At 47.0% G+C, this 17,660-nt stretch carries 21 protein-coding genes; 14 read left to right on the plus strand and 7 right to left on the minus strand.

Features of this window, described 5'->3' with window-relative positions; translation table 11 throughout:
• Positions 1-40: 40 nt before the first annotated feature.
• A complete protein-coding gene (locus tag ACQ4MZ_RS07015) occupies positions 41-538 on the minus strand; it encodes a DUF6265 family protein (protein ID WP_430843877.1) in 498 nt (165 codons plus the stop codon).
• 172 nt (positions 539-710) lie between these two features.
• The gene (locus tag ACQ4MZ_RS07020; RefSeq protein WP_309980460.1) at positions 711-2,603 is read right to left on the minus strand and encodes an amidophosphoribosyltransferase; all 1,893 of its coding nucleotides are present in this window, start codon (positions 2,601-2,603) and stop codon (positions 711-713) included.
• 328 nt (positions 2,604-2,931) lie between these two features.
• Between ACQ4MZ_RS07020 and recO the strand changes: the two genes are divergently transcribed.
• Both recO and ACQ4MZ_RS07030 read left to right on the plus strand, forming a co-directional pair.
• Positions 2,932-3,627 carry a DNA repair protein RecO gene (gene recO, locus ACQ4MZ_RS07025; protein ID WP_430843879.1) on the plus strand — a complete coding sequence of 232 codons (696 nt, stop codon included), beginning with the start codon at positions 2,932-2,934 and terminating at the stop codon, positions 3,625-3,627.
• Between the two features lie 68 nt (positions 3,628-3,695).
• Complete coding sequence (locus ACQ4MZ_RS07030; RefSeq protein ID WP_430843880.1) at positions 3,696-4,415, plus strand: hypothetical protein; 720 nt, start codon at positions 3,696-3,698, stop codon at positions 4,413-4,415.
• Between the two features lie 3 nt (positions 4,416-4,418).
• Here the strand turns inward: ACQ4MZ_RS07030 and ACQ4MZ_RS07035 are convergent, their stop codons facing one another.
• Both ACQ4MZ_RS07035 and ACQ4MZ_RS07040 read right to left on the minus strand, forming a co-directional pair.
• Positions 4,419-4,853: a DUF3299 domain-containing protein gene (locus ACQ4MZ_RS07035; RefSeq protein WP_430843881.1), complete on the minus strand. Its 435-nt coding sequence runs from the start codon at positions 4,851-4,853 to the stop codon at positions 4,419-4,421.
• Positions 4,850-5,260, minus strand: a complete 411-nt coding sequence (locus tag ACQ4MZ_RS07040; protein WP_430843882.1) for a hypothetical protein — start codon at positions 5,258-5,260, stop codon at positions 4,850-4,852. Before ACQ4MZ_RS07040 ends, ACQ4MZ_RS07035 begins: the two co-directional genes overlap by 4 nt.
• A gap of 119 nt (positions 5,261-5,379) precedes the next feature.
• On the opposite strand from ACQ4MZ_RS07040, the gene ACQ4MZ_RS07045 reads away from it, so the two are divergent.
• Positions 5,380-5,892, plus strand: a complete 513-nt coding sequence (locus ACQ4MZ_RS07045; RefSeq protein WP_430843884.1) for a heavy-metal-associated domain-containing protein — start codon at positions 5,380-5,382, stop codon at positions 5,890-5,892.
• A 109-nt stretch (positions 5,893-6,001) separates the two neighbouring features.
• Entirely contained in the window at positions 6,002-6,157 is a 156-nt protein-coding gene (locus ACQ4MZ_RS07050; protein ID WP_430843885.1) for a hypothetical protein, read from the plus strand.
• A 100-nt stretch (positions 6,158-6,257) separates the two neighbouring features.
• Here ACQ4MZ_RS07050 and lptB read toward each other — a convergent pair whose 3' ends face one another.
• Positions 6,258-6,989, minus strand: a complete 732-nt coding sequence (gene lptB / locus ACQ4MZ_RS07055) for an LPS export ABC transporter ATP-binding protein (protein ID WP_106594039.1) — start codon at positions 6,987-6,989, stop codon at positions 6,258-6,260.
• A 19-nt stretch (positions 6,990-7,008) separates the two neighbouring features.
• Positions 7,009-8,721 (minus strand): single-stranded-DNA-specific exonuclease RecJ, encoded by a 1,713-nt coding sequence (recJ, locus tag ACQ4MZ_RS07060; protein WP_430843887.1) that lies wholly within the window; start codon positions 8,719-8,721, stop codon positions 7,009-7,011.
• Between the two features lie 117 nt (positions 8,722-8,838).
• On the opposite strand from recJ, the gene ruvX reads away from it, so the two are divergent.
• The 3 genes from ruvX to ACQ4MZ_RS07075 are packed head-to-tail and all read left to right on the plus strand — an operon-like array spanning position 8,839 to position 10,703.
• The gene (gene ruvX, locus ACQ4MZ_RS07065; protein WP_430843889.1) at positions 8,839-9,252 is read left to right on the plus strand and encodes a Holliday junction resolvase RuvX; all 414 of its coding nucleotides are present in this window, start codon (positions 8,839-8,841) and stop codon (positions 9,250-9,252) included.
• A gap of 47 nt (positions 9,253-9,299) precedes the next feature.
• Positions 9,300-9,887, plus strand: coding sequence for a peptide deformylase (gene def, locus ACQ4MZ_RS07070; protein WP_430843890.1), 588 nt, complete (start codon positions 9,300-9,302; stop codon positions 9,885-9,887).
• 24 nt (positions 9,888-9,911) lie between these two features.
• The gene (locus ACQ4MZ_RS07075; protein WP_430843891.1) at positions 9,912-10,703 is read left to right on the plus strand and encodes an amidohydrolase; all 792 of its coding nucleotides are present in this window, start codon (positions 9,912-9,914) and stop codon (positions 10,701-10,703) included.
• Between the two features lie 24 nt (positions 10,704-10,727).
• Here ACQ4MZ_RS07075 and gatC read toward each other — a convergent pair whose 3' ends face one another.
• Entirely contained in the window at positions 10,728-11,015 is a 288-nt protein-coding gene (gene gatC, locus ACQ4MZ_RS07080; RefSeq protein ID WP_090156047.1) for an Asp-tRNA(Asn)/Glu-tRNA(Gln) amidotransferase subunit GatC, read from the minus strand.
• Positions 11,016-11,642: 627 nt separating this feature from the next.
• Here gatC and ACQ4MZ_RS07085 point away from each other — a divergent pair.
• The 7 genes from ACQ4MZ_RS07085 (at position 11,643) to ACQ4MZ_RS07115 (ending at position 17,618) form a co-directional block, all read left to right on the plus strand.
• Entirely contained in the window at positions 11,643-12,482 is an 840-nt protein-coding gene (locus ACQ4MZ_RS07085) for a MotA/TolQ/ExbB proton channel family protein (protein WP_106594043.1), read from the plus strand.
• 61 nt (positions 12,483-12,543) lie between these two features.
• Positions 12,544-13,158: an ExbD/TolR family protein gene (locus tag ACQ4MZ_RS07090; protein ID WP_430843893.1), complete on the plus strand. Its 615-nt coding sequence runs from the start codon at positions 12,544-12,546 to the stop codon at positions 13,156-13,158.
• Between the two features lie 25 nt (positions 13,159-13,183).
• On the plus strand, positions 13,184-13,765 hold the full coding sequence (locus tag ACQ4MZ_RS07095) for an ExbD/TolR family protein (RefSeq protein ID WP_430843894.1): 582 nt from the start codon (positions 13,184-13,186) through the stop codon (positions 13,763-13,765).
• Positions 13,766-13,791: 26 nt separating this feature from the next.
• Positions 13,792-14,616 carry an energy transducer TonB gene (locus tag ACQ4MZ_RS07100; RefSeq protein ID WP_106594046.1) on the plus strand — a complete coding sequence of 275 codons (825 nt, stop codon included), beginning with the start codon at positions 13,792-13,794 and terminating at the stop codon, positions 14,614-14,616.
• A 3-nt stretch (positions 14,617-14,619) separates the two neighbouring features.
• Positions 14,620-14,841: a hypothetical protein gene (locus ACQ4MZ_RS07105; RefSeq protein WP_106594047.1), complete on the plus strand. Its 222-nt coding sequence runs from the start codon at positions 14,620-14,622 to the stop codon at positions 14,839-14,841.
• Positions 14,838-15,785, plus strand: coding sequence for a substrate-binding domain-containing protein (locus ACQ4MZ_RS07110; protein ID WP_430843896.1), 948 nt, complete (start codon positions 14,838-14,840; stop codon positions 15,783-15,785). Before ACQ4MZ_RS07105 ends, ACQ4MZ_RS07110 begins: the two co-directional genes overlap by 4 nt.
• 78 nt (positions 15,786-15,863) lie before the next feature.
• Positions 15,864-17,618 carry a tetratricopeptide repeat protein gene (locus ACQ4MZ_RS07115; protein ID WP_430843898.1) on the plus strand — a complete coding sequence of 585 codons (1,755 nt, stop codon included), beginning with the start codon at positions 15,864-15,866 and terminating at the stop codon, positions 17,616-17,618.
• Positions 17,619-17,660 lie beyond the last annotated feature (42 nt).

Genomic DNA, 17,660 nt, shown 5'->3' on the forward strand with positions numbered 1-17,660 from the left:
GCAACCTCTCGGATTGCTGTTCTCGTAATTTCAGAATGCCTCAGGGGATTTTATTGAAAATGAATAGATCCACGAAACTCCACTTATCATTTTCTTTCTTTCCACGCTGGATAACCAGTTGAGTAGGAGAACGTCTCTCATAAATGATCCGTACCGAAGCGTCATCTTTTTCAAACAAAGCCTGGTTCTTTTTCGCCTCAATGAATTTGTAGCGGTCGGCTACCTCTTTCTCTTCCAGCGAGATCATTCCCGGTTTGAAATGCTTCACCATCGCCACAGGCCCATTGTCAGTCTGTTCAAATGCAAAGATCTCGTAAAGCGCAGGTTTGTCGTCTTTGATCATGCGGATGAAGCCAACGATGTTATTGCCTTTGGGAGCAGTCCAGGAAGCTTCGATCGGTCCGCCGTTGTACGTACCGAGCCAGCGACCGTCCAGGAACGCGATGTCGTTCAGCGTGCCTTGCGCCTGTGCAAAAGTAGCCGTCAGTACCAGGGCAAATGCCAGAAGAGCTTTTCTAATTGTGTTGAATTGGGTCATTGAGATTTAGGTTGTGAATTGAGGTGGCAAATTAATAGAAATGTTAATTGCGTCAACGTGCTGACGCAACTTAGCTAAATTCCGTCAGTACGTTGACGCAATTTAGGTGAATGATCACAAAAAATAGCCGACTCGTCTCCGAGCCGGCTATCTACATTTAAATTCTATAATATCAATAAGCCCTCTCCAACTTACCTTCGTAAGAGTTGGTAAAGGCTTTGTTTACGACTTTATTTCCACCTTGTGTCGGATAATTTCCGGTGAAATACCAGTCGCCGAGGTGGCCGGGGCACGCTTTGTGCAGGTTTTCGACAGTTTGGAAAACCACAGACAACTCTGCATTCAAACCCTTAGGACGAACAATCTCTGCTATTTTCTGAGAAATCTCTTCATCTGTGAATGGCTCGTAAAGCGCCTTAACATAGTTGGTGTGGTATGGATTCTTCGTAGCGAGCGCTGTCACACTTTGGGTGTAGACATCTTCCAGCAAATACTCCATATCGCGCTCTTCCAACAATTTGAGCACTGCACGGTAAGCAACGAAGTCTTTCATTCTCGACATATCGATGCCGTAGCAATCGGGGAAGCGGATCTGCGGGGCAGACGATACCACTACAATTTTCTTCGGTTTCAAACGGTCGAGCATGGTGAGAATGCTCTTTTCCAATGTGGTACCACGAACGATCGAGTCGTCGATAATCACAACGGTGTCCACATTCTTGCGGACTACTTCAAAAGTCGTGTCATACACGCTCGAAACCATATCGTCGCGCAAGGCATCGGCTGTAATAAACGTGCGGGATTTCACGTCCTTGGTTACGAGTTTCTCGATCCTTGGGCGGAAAGAAAGCACTTTTTCAAGGTCGGCTTCGAAAAGAATGCCTTCCATGATGGCTTGCTTGCGTTTTTTGGCCAGGTATTCTTCCAGACCTTCGATCATGCCGAGGAACGCCGTTTCGGCAGTGTTCGGAATGTATGAAAATATCGTGTTTTCGAGGTCGTAATTAACTTCTTTGAGGATCTGCGGGATCAGCAGTTTACCAAGTTGCTTCCGTTCGTTATAAATATCGGGATCGGTACCGCGGGAGAAGTAAATCCGCTCGAAACTGCATGAGCGTTTTTCCAGGCGGGGCAGGATCGGGAACTCGTTATATTCACCGTTTTTGTCCACTATTAATGCGGAACCCGGCGTAATTTCAGTGATCTGGTCGTAATCTACGTTAAATGCAGCTTTAATAGCTTGCTTTTCGGATGCTACTACAACCACTTCATCGTCAGCGTAATAGAATGCAGGGCGGATACCTGCCGGGTCGCGGATTACGAAGGATGCGCCGTAGCCTGTGAGGCCGCACATTGCATAGCCGCCGTCGAAATCGCGGCACGAGCGGTAGAGTAGACGAGGCAGGTCGATATTGTCTTCGATGACATCGGACAACGTTGGGTTTTCGTAAATCCCTTTGAAACGCTCGAACACCCGCTGGTTTTCTTCATCCAGGAAATGTCCAATTTTTTCCATCACCGTTACGGTGTCGACTTTTTCTTTCGGATGCTGGCCGAGTGAAACGAGTTTGCCAAAAAGCTCATCCACATTGGTCATATTGAAGTTACCCGCCATTACCAGATTGCGACTCCGCCAGTTACTTTGGCGCAGCATCGGGTGGCAGTTTTCTACTTCATTGGAGCCATGCGTGCCGTAACGAAGATGTCCCAACCATACTTCTCCCGTAAATGCCAGGTTTTCCTGCAACCATTTCGCGTCGTTGACGTGGTCACGATTGTTTTTGAGGCCCTTGCGGAATTTTTTATGGATTTTGGAGAAGATATCCGTAAGTGGCTGAGGTTCTACGGATCTGTATCGGCTGATATATCGTTTCCCGGGCGGGACATCGATCTTGATATTGGCTACCCCGGCTCCATCCTGGCCCCGGTTGACCTGTTTTTCCATCATCACCGAAAGCTTATGCACTGCGTACAGCGGCGTTTCGTACTTGTCGATGTAGTATTGATAAGGCTTTCTAAGACGGATAAGTGCTATGCCGCACTCATGCTTAATGGCGTCGCTCATAAGAAGAGTAATGCTTTTAGAGATATTGGTGTTTGCTGGTATGCAAAGCGTATTCCCTGAATATTAGCCTAACGAATTTCGATTCCCGTTTAGTTCGTTATTTCTTACAAAGGTACAAATCCTTTGGCTTAAAAAACTCCAAAAATTGTTCAATTTTTCAAATCCTTTCCGTCAGTTTAAACTGACGGGATTAGATTGGCATACCGTCATTAAAATTGTACGTCGCGCATCCTCTTACCGGCAGTTGAAACTGCCGGATCAGAATTATAAGGGGTTCTTATTATAAGAAAGATAACTATTTTTGATCAGATCGATATTAAAATTTTATATGCTTCATAAAACCCGTGGTATCGCGTTGAGCTACATCCGGTACAAGGAGTCTTCCATCATCGCAAAAATTTACACGGAAGCCTTTGGTATCCAGACTTATATCGTCAACGGTGTGCGAAGCAGCAAGTCCAAGACCAATCGGATCGCCTTCTTCCAGCCGCTCACACTGCTCGACCTGGTAGTGTATCATAAGAACAAGGAGGATACCATCCATCGCATTTCCGAGATTAAATGCTATGCGCCATTTTTTTCGATACCTTTTGATGTAATAAAATCAGGCCTGGCACTTTTTATGACCGAAATGCTCGGTAAAACTTTGCGCGAGGAAGAGAACAACGAGCCCTTGTTCGATTTTATTGAGCAATCGGTGCTTTATCTCGATGAGGCCGAAACCGGGTTTGAGAATTTCCACATTCAGTTCCTGATGCAACTGGCACATTATCTGGGTTTTGGAGTGGAGACGGCCGATGACCTCGAAAATGAGTTAAAAGACCACCACTTTCCCCTCCGGCCCGATGTGCAGGAGTACGGGGCTACTGAGCAAATGCTGGACAGTCGCTACGGGTTGTCCATTCCGCTGGACAGGCCGAGGCGGATAAATATCCTGGAAAAGATGATTTTCTTTTACAAAATCCACATGGATGGGCTCGGGGAAATCAAGTCGCTGGATGTTTTGAGAGAAGTTTTGCGTTAAAAACTGCTTCCGGCTGAAATTGGCATAATTTTGATAACGTATAGGGTAACTCCATCAAACCTAATGCAATGAAACATATACTGACGACCGCCTTTTTGCTTATTTCTTTGATGACATTCGCCCAGGAACGCCTGCCGCAAGTGCCCAAGGGAGCGTGGAAATCCCAGGAGCCGACAGGCAGTGCTTCGACGCTCATTGTGGCTGATAATTACCTGGTTATCGCCTCTTACAGCATTGGAAACAAATATTTTGAAAGGACCGAGGGAGGCCCGTTCACTATGAATGGGAACAAAATGATTTACACGCCCGAGTTCAATTCGGCGGATACGGCCAAAATCGGCATTCCCATTGAGTTCACGGTCACCGTGAAGGACGATATCCTGACATTACGTTACGAAGAGGCGATGGTCTGGATGCGTGTCGACGACGCTACCAGTAATGCGCCCATGGCTGGTGCCTGGCATATTACGGAACGTGACAATGGGCAGGGTACGCTGGTTAAAATACATCAGGAGGGAACGCGGAAAACGCTTAAACTGCTTTCAAAAACCCGCTTTCAGTGGTTTGCAATCGATCCTGCGGTTAAGAAATTTTATGCGACCGGTGGCGGTACCTATACAGCCAAGGACGGCAAATACACCGAAAACATTCAGTTCTTTTCCAAAGACAACAATCGTGTAGGCTCTTCACTGAAATTCGATTTCAAGCTCGACAATGGTCGTTGGAACCACAGCGGAAAGAGCAGCGATGGCAAGCCGATTCACGAGATCTGGGAAAAAATCCCCTGAAATTTATTCGATCACCTCGGCGTCTTTCAGAATGTAGTTGAGGTGATCGATATCATTTGCGTTGAGCGCCAGTCTTCCCCGGACGGTCAGGACTTCGTCCGTCCGGAAGCGCTGTTTTTTCTTCCTGAACTGCAATTCCATAATAGATTCCGGACCGGCTCCGCCGCAGAAAAAGCAGGCAGCCATTGGTTTCGCTGAAATGACGTAAATATTGTCGTTTTCATCCACGGGGATCATGTAGCCGCGGATACTGATCTCCTTGCCCTGTAAAGCATTCACCGAGGGCCCGAAAGTAGGGTAGAGGAAATACATGCTCAGCTCCTTATTCAGTTTGCGGGTGAACCGTACATCCGTCAGACGCTTCCAGTTAATATAGATGGGCTCCGCAGCGAATGCAAATGTAAAGAGCGGAACGAGCAGGATTGCAAGTTTCTTCATTTTCGCGGGTTGTCCAGTGCGGTGATGGCTTGCTGCAATTCTAAAATCGCTTCTTTCGATTGCCGCTGGTAATCCAGCATCGACGCGTCGGTCATTGATGGTGCCGTTTTATGCTCGTGTGCGCCATGCGCGTGATCATGTGCATGAGTGAAGCCAGGCACTTCGATCACATTTTCTTCCCAAACTTCGATCAGGTCTTTCAAACTGTCGATCCGAGATTTTTCCAAATCGTCCTTTGCCAACGGTGCGAGGCTGTCAAGTTTTTGTTCAAGGTGTTCCGAAATTTTCATGGCTTCAAGATGCAAACGGTTGGCTTCGATGAGCTCGCGGCTTTTTTCGTTCCCCGACGAGCAGGAAAGTGTCGTAAGGACTACTAGGAACAGGAAGACTGGATAAACGAGATTCATTTCGGATGGAACTTCATTAAATGCAACGATGTTGCAAAAATGAATCAAATACTTTTAACACGCAATAGTCGCGTCCATTTTCTTCCGTTATGCGAAGCTTTTATTCCTTGTCATTCAGTTTGATAATTACCCTCTTACATATAGGTTGCTGCCTGCTGCCGTTGCTCTCGTTGGCGTCTTTACCGTCTTTCGCTGCTGGTTTTTGGGGCAGGCACCATTTGCTATTTACCATTTTGCAATGGACGATGTTCCTCTGGCTGAGCGGCCGGTTAGTCGGTTTTTACTTTTGGAAAAAGAACTTTCATAGTCGAAGGGAGGCCATATCGTATGTGATTGGATGGCTTATCGCATTATCAGGACTGGTTATCAACCGGTGGGAGCCTTTCAAAACCGAAGAACAAGTTTTGGCTGAGCAGCATTTCGAGCGTTTCAAATCCCACAGGCAGCTTCGCGTGGATTTAACGGGTACATATAATAAAGACAAACTGCTCACGGACTTACGCCAGATCGAAGGCGTTCGCAAGGAAAGCATTGGCCTGGATAAGCACGCGGTAACGCTTTCGTATCATAAGGGAAAGGTGTCGGACAAAGAGATCTTTGAAGTATTGAAGCGCAAAGGATATTTGAAGTGACCGCTTATGTGCACAGGAGTTATTTAGATTTATTCAAAATAATTTGTGGCAAACATTTGAATCATTCTAAATAGGTAATATATTTGCCTCAGTTTTAACGGCAATGTGAATGAGCGCTTTTACAATTAGTGATTACAATGTGGGATCGGAGCAGGAGTGTTTCTGGATGAAAAGCTTCGAAGACAACACCGAATGCGTGTTTAAGAAGTGTTGCGAGAAATACAAGAAGAAGGGCAAGCATTGTAAAAAGTGCCCCAAGAAGTAACTTCGTCGTTACGCTTTATGACTAGTAATACAGTTCATGGTGAATAATTGTAAGAGAGGGAGTGCCGCCTGAGCATTCCCTTTTCTATGCTGGAGACAGCTTAGATTTTTCGTTTCAGTTCGAAATTTTGCCCCAGATAAACACGCCGTACCACCTCATCTTCTGCCAGTTCCTCAGCGGTTCCTTGTTTCAATATCTTTCCTTCAAATAGCAAATACGCCCGGTCGGTAATCGATAGGGTTTCGTTCACGTTGTGGTCGGTGATGAGGATACCGATGTTTTTGTGTTTCAGCTTGGCGACAATACTCTGAATGTCTTCTACGGCAATCGGGTCGACACCGGCGAAAGGCTCATCGAGCAGAATAAACTTGGGATCCACGGCGAGTGACCTTGCAATTTCAGTCCGGCGACGCTCCCCACCCGATAGTACCATCCCTTTGCTCTTGCGTACGTGCCCGAGGTGGAATTCTTCGATCAGCTCCTCCACCTTCCGTTTCTGATCGGCTTTCGGAAGATCGGTCATTTCCAGAACCGCCTTAATGTTCTCTTCGACAGTCAGTGTCCTGAAAACGGATGCTTCCTGCGCGAGGTACCCGAGCCCGAGTCGCGCGCGCTTGTACATGGGCAGGTCGGTAATGTCCTTGTCGTCGAGGTATACTTTTCCGCTGTTAGGTTTCACCAAACCAACGGCCATATAAAAAGAAGTGGTTTTACCAGCGCCATTCGGCCCGAGCAACCCTACGATTTCGCCCTGCTCAACCTGGTAGCTTACATTATTATTGACAAGACGAACCCCGTATTTCTTCACGAGGTTTTCGGTTCTTAGTATCATCGTTCGTTTAAGTTCTTCCTCAATGCAGCTTAATGTCTTTCAACGAAAGCTGTAAGGTTTTCTTGTCGCGGAAATTGTTCTCTTCGAGGCAATAGCAGATCGAGAACGGCCTTCCGTTGACAATATCAGGATAAAAATGCCCCATTCCGAAGCCCACGGCCGTGAAAACCGCCGAGTTGTTTTGCTTTACGTCAAATTTGATGTGTTTTTCCTTCATCAACATCGGCCGTCCGACGAGCGTCATATTCCGTGATTCGAAAACCGGCGTCATGTTCCCCGGCCCGAATGGTCCCATTTGACGAAGTATGTTGTAAAATTTCGGAGTAATGGTTTCCAGTTCGAGCAGCATATCGACATTGATCATCGGTACGAGCTGGTCAGGCTGAATGCGGCTGCTCACGATTTCGTTGAAACGTAATCTGAATGCTTCTACATTATCGAGCGGTAATGTGAGACCGGCGGCAAAAGTGTGCCCACCGTATTGTTCCAAAAGATCGGCGCATTCTTCGATCGCTTCGTACACGTCGAAACCCGGCACCGAGCGTGCAGAGCCGGCGGCTTTTCCGTGCGATTGCGTGAGGATAATGGTAGGACGGTGATATTTTTCGATGCACCGACTGGCCACGATCCCGATCACGCCTTTGTGCCAGTCTTCCTTATATAATACGGTGCTTTTCGCATTCGAAAACCATTCGTCGTTTTCGATCATGAAAAGCGCCTGCTCGGTAATGCTCGAATCGAAATTACGGCGTTCGCTATTGTGCTTGTTGATTTCTTCGGCGAATGCAATGGCTTCCTCCTCGACTTCGGAGAGCAAAAGTCTTACCGCTTCTTTCGCATGCTTGATACGCCCGGCGGCATTAATGCGCGGCCCGAGCCCGAAAACGACGTTCGTAATATCCAGCGCACCGCTAATGCCCGAGATTTGGATCAATGCCTTGATCCCCGTTCTCGGTTGTGCATTGAGCCTTTGCAGTCCGTAATATGCCAGAACACGGTTTTCCCCGGTAATGGGAACAATATCGGAAGCGATGCTGACGACAAGCAGATCGAGATAATCATATAGCATTTCAGGATTGAGACCCTGTTTGATACAAAATGCCTGCAGAAGTTTGAAACCCACGCCGCAGCCGGTCAGCTCTTTATATGGATACAAACAATCCTCCCGCTTGGGATCCAGCACAGCGGCTGCTGGTGGGAGTTCGTCGCCGGGGCGGTGGTGGTCACATATAATGAAGTCGATGCCTTTTTCCAGAGCCACGGTTACCTTGTCGACGGACTTGACGCCGCAGTCGAGGGTTATTATTAATGTATAGCCATTAGCTTCGGCCCAATCGACGCCTTGCCACGAGACGCCATAGCCCTCCTCGTAACGGTCGGGAATATAATAGTCGAGATTGGGGTAAATCCTTTTAAGAAAACCGTAGAACATGGCCACCGAAGTAGTACCATCTACATCGTAATCTCCGTAAACCAGTATTTTCTCATTGGAATCGATCGCTTTGATCAAACGCTCTACTGCTTTCTCCATGTCGGCCATTTGGAACGGATCGTGCAAATGCCGGATCTCGGGGCGGAAAAAATCGCGGGATTGGTCGAAGTCAAGAATACCGCGCTGAACCAAAAGTGTTGCCAGTGAGGGACTTACTTTCAAAGATTCGGCGAGTCTCTGTGCAACCTGTTCTTGTTCAGAGGTAAAGGGAGGGTGATGTATCCAGCGCTTTTCAATCATGGGGCAAAGATAATCGGAATCCGGAATGCTTGCTGCCAAAATGTGCAATCGGGTGATCGATCGGGAAAAGCTAACCGAAAGGTCTTATCTTTGCAAACTATTAACATATTTTAAGCCATGCCACGTCTCCTGGCGATTGATTACGGTGCCAAACGCAGCGGAATAGCCGTAACCGACCCTTTGAAAATTATCGCCACCGCGCTCGATACGGTCCCTACGCATCAGCTCACCGATTTTCTCAAAAAATACACATCGGCGGAGCAGGTAGAGGCATTTGTGGTCGGGATGCCCAAAAGGCTCGATAATACCGACAGCGAAAATGCCGCGAGGGTTACGGCTTTTGTAAAGACATTACAAAAAGCATTTCCTGAAATCCCGGTGTATTTGCACGACGAGCGATTTACATCCTCTATGGCGTTACAATCGATGATCGCTTCGGGCTCTAAAAAGAGCGACCGGCGCGATAAAGGCAATATCGACAAAGTAAGCGCGACAATCATTCTCCAGTCGTTCATGGAAAGCCGGAGGTAGAATTTGTAAGTAGTACATATTATATAGGTAGCAAAAGTTTAATAAGCATGATTTATCCAATAGTTGCATACGGTGACCCCATCCTGAGAAAGCCAACCCGTTTTATCGAAAAAGATGAGATGGATTTGAAAAAACTTTCGGAGGACATGTTCGAAACCATGCACGGCGCGAACGGCGTGGGTCTGGCTGCCCCGCAGATTGGTCTGAACATCCGCCTTTTCGTGGTAGACGGTACCCCGTTCGCCGAAAGAGATGAGGAAGACGATGACGACGAGCCGGATTTGTCGTTGGCTGATTTCAAGAAAGCTTTCATTAATCCCGAAATCCTTGAAGAAACCGGCGAAGAATGGGCGTTTGAAGAAGGCTGTCTAAGCATTCCTGGAATCCGCGGCGACGTGTACCGTCCCGAGACACTCCGTATCCGCTACCGCGATCTGGATTGGAATGAGCATGAAGAGACCTATTCAGGCATGGCCGCACGCATTATACAGCACGAGTACGACCATTTGCTCGGTAAACTGTTCGTGGATTATCTGCCCACGCTCAAAAAGCAGTTCATCAAGAAGAAACTGACCGACATCTCTAAAGGAAACGTAGATGCGGATTACCGTATGCGTTTCCCAGGCCGCAGATAGATTTAACCCATATAATATTCGGTCATGCAGGAAAATAAGGAAATCCTTTCCATTGCGTTGGTCCAGGCCGATCTGCATTGGGAAAACGTGACTGCCAACCTTGCCTCCTTCGAAGAGAAGCTAGCCGCATTGCCGGAGCCCGCCGATGTGATCGTGCTCCCGGAAATGTTTAACACTGGTTTCACGATGAATACCGCGCTCGCAGAGCCGATGAACTTAACCACCACCCGCTGGATGAAGCAAATCGCCAAACAGCACAATGCATTGGTGGTGGGAAGTTTTGCAGTAAATGAAGGGGGACGTTTTTTTAACCGCCTCCTCTGCGTACGTCCGGATGGCACTTATGCACAAAGCGATAAGCGACACCTTTTCACAATGGGAGAGGAGAGTAAGCATTATACCGCTGGAAATGTGCGACTTACAGTGGAATGGAGAGGTTGGAAATTATGCCCGCTCGTGTGCTATGACCTGCGGTTTCCGGTTTGGAGCCGTAACCGGCAACACGATCCTTACGACATCCTATTATATGTAGCCAACTGGCCCGTACGCCGCGCGCATGCATGGAGCACGCTTTTGCAAGCACGGGCGATCGAAAATCAATGTTATGTGATAGGTGTCAATCGGGTCGGGGCAGACGAGAACGGGTTGGAATACCGGGGAGATTCTGCGGCGCTTGATTATCTGGGCGAACCGATGGCTCTCCTGGCAGGCCATGAGACTGAAAAGATCGTTCATATTTCGAAGGCCGACCTGGCCGTTTACCGGAAGAGTTTCCCCGCGTTGCCGGACGCCGACGAATTCGAAATCCATTGTTGAGGTATAGGACATTGTGTCCTATACTTACTCAATCACTTTGGGCACCATTATATAGGTACTATTTTTCGACGGAGCATTGAAGAGCGCTTCCTCACGTGTGAGCGTATTGGCGCCTTTATCTTCTCGCCAGTTATTTTCTTCGTCGAGCACGTGCGTCAAAGGCTCCACTCCCTGCGTATTGATTTCATTGAGCTGGTCCATCCAGGTAAGAACCGAATCCATACTCTGTAGGAGAGCCGCTTCTTCCCCGGGCCTGATCTCCAATCGGGCGAGGTGCGCGATCTTTTTGAGCGACTCCTGATCGATCTTCATGTATTTTAAGAATTTGTTAAGTTAACGGACACGCTATCTGCGGAAAGCCAAAATTACCGGATTTTTGTCATTCCGCTAGTGGTAAGCTCGGGGAAATTGAGTGACAAGCGGTTGCGTAGCCGAAAAAAATCGATGCGCGGGGTGGATTGATTTAGTCAAATTTCGGGACCCAGCGGAAAATCCCGGCCACCGAAATTTAAAATTGTTGTCAAGACACATAGTAGGAGAAAAATAATATTTGCTTTTCTAAGGTAATCTTGAAATATTTTGAAACGCAAATCTCCTCACTAAAAAACATGTTGTTACATATGAACGCAAAGAGTGCAATTATATGAAGGTTCAGGGGTAGCCGTTATATCCTTACAGATCAGCATTAAAACTAGAAAATTTACTAAAAATAGAAGGGAGGGGATTCTTTAAATTATGCAATTCGGAGTCGTTTCGGAGAAAAAACTGAGAAAAAATCTGCCGAAACGCTTGCTTTTTTTTAAAAGGAAAACTCATACTTTTGTAGATGTCGTTTATCCGAAAAGCATTCAAAATTTTATTTTACGAAAACCAGTTTAAACCAAAAGTTTTATTTAATTCACAACCAAAATCTCAATTTAACCTTTAAAAGTAAGTCTGATGGAAAAGAAAGCTACAAGTCCGGCACCAGCTCCAAAGCCTGCTGCGGCAGCAACTAAAGGCAAAGGCGGTTTGAACCCGGCATTGGTAATCCCTCTCCTTTTTGCGATTGCATTGTGTGTTTACATTTTCGTTCTGGGTGCTCCGGAACACTTTAAAGATGGTGATCACGAAAAAGGGCCAATCGATGGTGATTACTACGGAATCGTTTACAAAGGAGGTCCTATCGTACCTATCTTGATGACGTGTTTCCTTGTTGTGTTGACCTTCACAATCGAGCGTCTGATCACTTTGAGCAAAGCTAGCGGAACTGGCAGCATCGATTCATTCGTGCGTAAAGTGAGAAGCCTGCTTGACAAAAACCAAATCGAAGAGGCTATCAAAGAGTGCGACAAACAAAAAGGATCTGTTGGTAATGTAATCAAAGCAGGTCTGTTGAAATACAAGCAGTTGACTACTGAAACTGCGCTCGACAAAGAGCAAAAACTGGCAGCTCTTCAGAAAGAAATCGAAGAGGCTACTACACTTGAACTTCCAATGCTTCAGAAGAACCTTACCATCATCGCTACACTGGCGGGTGCTTCTACTCTCTTGGCGCTTTTGGGAACGGTAATCGGTATGATCAAGGCGTTCGCGGCTTTGGGTACATCAGGTTCTCCTGACTCCGCTGCTCTTGCAACTGGTATCTCTGAGGCCCTTATCAATACCGCTCTTGGTATCGGTACTTCGGCTATCGCAACAATCTCTTACGCTTACCTGAACAGCCGTGTTGACGATCTTACTTACAGCATCGACGAAATTGGCATGAGCCTTCAGTCGAACTTTGCTGCACATTATTAATAGTTCTCTGAACTATTTTATAGTGAAGTTTCGTTAATATAAAAAAAACTTATATATTTGTATGGGAAAGGTAAGGCCTAAGAAACATGCGCCGCATACTGATATGACGGCCATGACGGATGTTGCCTTCTTGCTCTTGACGTTCTTCATTATGACGGCGACTTTTAAGTCGAACGATGCGGAGATTACAACGCCTACATCGATTTCGCAGATCAAAGTGCCAGATGATAAGATCATGGTCATTAGCATTGATAAAACAGGGAAAGTGTTCTTTGGTGTTGACGCTCAGCCCACTCGTGTTGCGATGCTGGACAATATCGGACAAGCCAAAGGCATTACTTTTACTGACACTGAGAAGGCAAAGTTTGCACTGCAGTCGAGCTTTGGTTTTCCTCTGAATCAGTTGAAGCCCTGGTTGAACATGCCAAAAGAGCAAATGAGCCAGGTGAAGCAGCCAGGGATCCCGGTTGACTCCACGGGTGCCAGCGAATTGGCAGACTGGGTTTATGCTGCGCGTAAAGCGGATAGTCAGCTACGCATCGCATTGAAAGGCGACAACCTGTCGAAATTCCCTGCGTTCAAAGACGTATTGGCTAACCTGCAATCGCAGAATATTAACAAGTTCAACCTGATCACAGGTAGCGAACAAGCACCGGCCGGTTATACAAACGAATAATGTTATCATTTAATAATTAGAAGAAATGGCAGCAATTGAAGAATCCGGTGGTGGTGGGCACGGTAAAGGTGGTGGCAAGGTTCGCGGTAAGAAAATGTCCACCCGTGTGGACATGACCCCGATGGTGGACCTAGGATTTTTGCTTATTACCTTTTTCATGCTGGCGACAACAATGTCCAAACCGACATCCATGTCGCTCGCTGTGCCTGACAAAACCGAAGATCAGGAAAAGCCGACAGAACCTTTGAAAGCGTCGAAAGTATTAACCCTCTTCATGGGTGCAAATGACGACGTTTATTATCTGGATGGTATCGCTGCGGATGACGATAAAGCACCTACTGAATTGAAGACAACCCGCTACGGGTTTGATCTCAGAAGCGTGATCTTTGCGTCTCAGAAGCGTATCAATGCGGCCAATCCAAAGGATAAAGACGGTAATGAAGCGTTTGTCGTGGTAATCAAGCCAACAGATGTGTCTACTTATAAAAACATGGTGGACGTTCTGGACGAAATGGCGATTACAAAAACCAAGCGCTATGCACTTGTGGACGCTTTGACCGATGCGGAGAAGAAGCTCCTGGGTGACAAAATCAAACCAAAAAACTAGTTTTAAACAAAATTAATCACAGCGCCATGGCAGAGATAAGCCCGAATGCAACACTGGATGACATAGTGTTTGCGGATCGTAATAAGGCGTACGGAGCTTTTGAACTTCGTCAGGGATATCGTAAAGATGTGACGAAGGCCACTATAATCGGAGCTGCTCTTTTTGTTCTTGCCATGTTTACACCGTCAATCATTAACAGCTTGACGGCAGGTAAGGAAGAAGAAGCGCCGATGGTTGAAGTGGACTTGATGAAGATCCCACCGCCACCAATTGACCCGGCAGAACCACCACCGCCGCCACCGCCACCAGTGGAAGCACCAAAGGTGAATACGGTGAAGTTCTTGCCTCCTGAGGTTAAGAAGGATGAAGAGGTTCCCGAAGAGGTACCACCACCAACAGTGGAAGAAATCAAAGAAGCTGTTGTTGCGGATAAAACCGTAGAAGGTGATCCTAACGCGAATGAAATCATTGTTGCTCCCGAAGCTGTTGCAGCACCTAGCAAAGGAACGGTAGTAGAGGCAGCCCCTGAGCCTGAAAAGGTGTTTACAGTGGTTGAGCAACAACCTGAGTTCCCGGGAGGTACCGCAGAAATGTATAAGTACCTAGGAAAGAATATCAAGTACCCAAGTGCGGCATCCCGTGCTAACGTTTCCGGAAGGGTTTTCATGTCCTTCGTTGTTAACACTGACGGAAGTATTCAGGATGTTCAGGTTTTGAAAGGATTGGGTTTTGGTTGCGATGAAGAGGCGATCCGCGTAGTGAAAGCTATGCCGAAATGGAAGCCCGGAAAGCAGTCAGGACGTGCAGTTCGTGTAAAGTATAACCTGCCGATCAACTTCCAATTGGAGTAAGGCATGAGGGAGAAACCATTGCACGAAAAGCTCGGTGATCTGGCCTCTTCGGTAATGGCTCTGGCATACGTAGGAGGAGGGGTCTTTTTGATCCTCTCCTCCTTCTCATTTAGACTGCTGCCGATCGGCAGCGTATGGAGGTATGCTTTTGCTGGCACGCTTATTTTGTACGGAGCTTACCGGGGGTATAGAGTGTTTAGAAATAACCAGGACGACGAGTCATGAAGAAGAGATTGGCAGGACTGCTGCTGTTGGTGACGCTCGGTATTGCAGGATTACTCAGATGTACCTCGTCCAACAGCGACCTGGACAACCCACGGCAAGGTACGATCACGATCGCGGCGGATGAATCCTTTAAACCGCTGATCAATTCGCTGACGAGTGCTTATGAGGGAATCTACCCCGATGCGCACTTCAAGCTGGACTATAAACCGGAGCAGGAAGCGATCCGCCAGTTATTGAATGATAGCGCAAGGCTGGTTTTTGCGACACGGCAGCTGAATGACAAAGAGCTGGAAATTATCCGGAAGCAAAAAGGCAGCCAGAAATTTCAGCACATAGCAACCGATGGGTTGGCCCTGGTGATCGGAAAGAGTAATACGGATAGTCTTATCACCATTCCGGAGCTTAAAGCGATCATGGAAGGTAAACTAACCGATTGGTCGCAGATCAAAGGTGGGCAGGAGGGATTGATCACACTGGTCTTTGACAATGCCAATGCGAGTAATCTGAATTTTGTCCTTAACAAATTTGGCATTAAGGATATCCAAAAGCTGAGGATTATCTCGGCGGGATCAAACGAGAATGTAATCAAAGACGTCAGGGATAACCCTACACATCTCGGTTTTATAGGGGTGAACTGGATCAGTGACGGGCATTCGCTGGCTTCGGAAGAACTATCGAAAGGAATCCGGGTGATGGGGGTTGCAAAAGATGCTCAACCAGATTCCCTCTCGGACTACATTCAGCCGTTTCAGGCGGGACTGGAGTTCAAGCGTTATCCGCTGCACAGGGATTTATATATTATCAGCAGGGAAGGATACTCGGGCCTCGGTGGTGGGCTGATGACCTACATAGCCCGGGACGTAGGTGGGTTGATTATTCAGAAAATGGGTCTGCTGCCAACCGTAGTTTACCCGCGTGAACTGGAAGTAAAGAAAGAGTTATAGTGAATGTAAACAATTAGTAGATTTGGGGCTTGTTATTGAAAAACCAAGTTTTTTATCATTATTTTAACCGGGTAAAAAATGAACAGAAACATGAGATTGAAATTAGTAGCATTGGTATTTGGTTTATTAGCGTTTGTTAACTTACACGCACAGACGGTACAGGATGGCTTGGCATTAATCGTTGGTGAACGTTACAATGAGGCGGGCGCTTTACTTAAAAAACTTGCCGAAGGAAGCCCTTCTGCTGATAACCAATATTACCTTGGTTATTACTATATCAAAACCAACCAATTGGATGAGGCGCAGAAAGCGTTTGAAAAAGGCTTATCGCTGGACGAAAAGTCTTACCTGAACCAGGTAGGTCTTGGAACGGTTGCTTTGGCGAAAGGCGATCGTGCAAAAGCGAAAGAGCTTTTCGATACTGCTGAGAAGAAGAAAGGCAAAGACGCCGAGGTTCTTTATAGAATAGGTGAGGCTTATACCCTTTTCGAGAAAAACAACGACCCTGCTGAGGCCATCCGCTTACTGGATCTGGCGATCAAACGTGACAAAAATCTGGCTGACGCTTACATCGCCAAAGGTGACGCTTTGATGTTGCGCAACGAAGGTGGTAATGCGGTAACAGCGTACGAATATGCGTTGACGGCAAAACCAAACTATGCAGCCGCACACAATGCAATTGGCTCTGTCTACTTGCGTGGTAAGAACTACAACCTCGCTTTGGAAAATTACAAGAAGGCAATCGAAGCTGACGCAAACTTCGCTCCTGCTTATAAAGACCTTGCGGAACTTTATTTCTTTGCTCAGAAATATAAGCAAGCTGCTGAAAACTTCGACTTGTATCTGCAAAAAAGCGGAAGTACTGACCCAGAGATGAAACTCCGTGGTGCGCAGTTCGCTTTTACTGCTGATGATTACACGAAGTCGCTTCAATTCCTGGAAGAGGCGAAAGGAAAGATCAACAACCCGATCATCAAACGCATGTATGGATGGGCTTATTTCAAGACTAACAAGCCGGACGAAGCTATCCAAAACCTGGAAGAATTTATCAAAGGCTCTCCGGACAAGGTAATCGGTGATGACTACAAATACCTCGGACGTGCGCTCAATGCCAAATCGACAGATGGCAAGGGCTATGACTCGCTGGGTATGGAGTATATCAAAAAAGGTGCGGAGATGGATACTAGTAAAGCGGAGGCTGCTGCTGCTTACAAGGAGGTAGCTGGATTGTATTACGCCGCTAAGGATTTTCCTAAGGCTGCCGCTGCTTACGAAAAGGGAAATGACCTGGACACAGCCAAAGCAAGCGCGAACGATTATTACTATGAAGGTCTTGCCAACTTCCAGACTGCACAGGGTATCATCGTTCCAAAATCCGGCGACCCTAACTTCGCTGACAGCTTGAAAATTGCAACTGAGAAACGTAACTTGTATCTGAAAGCAGATTCAATTTTCGCAACTGTAACGCAGAAATTGCCAGATTGGCCATACGGCTACTACTGGCGTGCTAGTACGCTTTATAATGCGTACGACAGACAAGAGAATGTTGACAAAGGGATCTCGCAGCCATACTACCTGAAATTGACTGAATTGGCAGAGAAAGATCCGGATCCAAGTAAATACAAGTCTTATTTGAGATTGGCTTACGGATACCTTGCATTCCATGCACAATCGACGTTGAAAGACGAAGCAAAAGCGAAGGAGTACTGGGAGAAGCTGCTTAAAGTTGATCCGGACAATGCCGCTGCAAAAGAGGCCTTGGGATTGGCTGTTGCTCAACCTGCACAACCTGCCGCCGGAACTGCTGCAAAGCCGGCTCCAAAGAAGAAATAAGTCAGACAGGCTATAAGCAAGAAAGCCGCCCGGATTCGGGCG

The organism is Dyadobacter sp. BHUBP1, from assembly GCF_050587785.1.
Lineage (GTDB): Bacteria > Bacteroidota > Bacteroidia > Cytophagales > Spirosomataceae > Dyadobacter.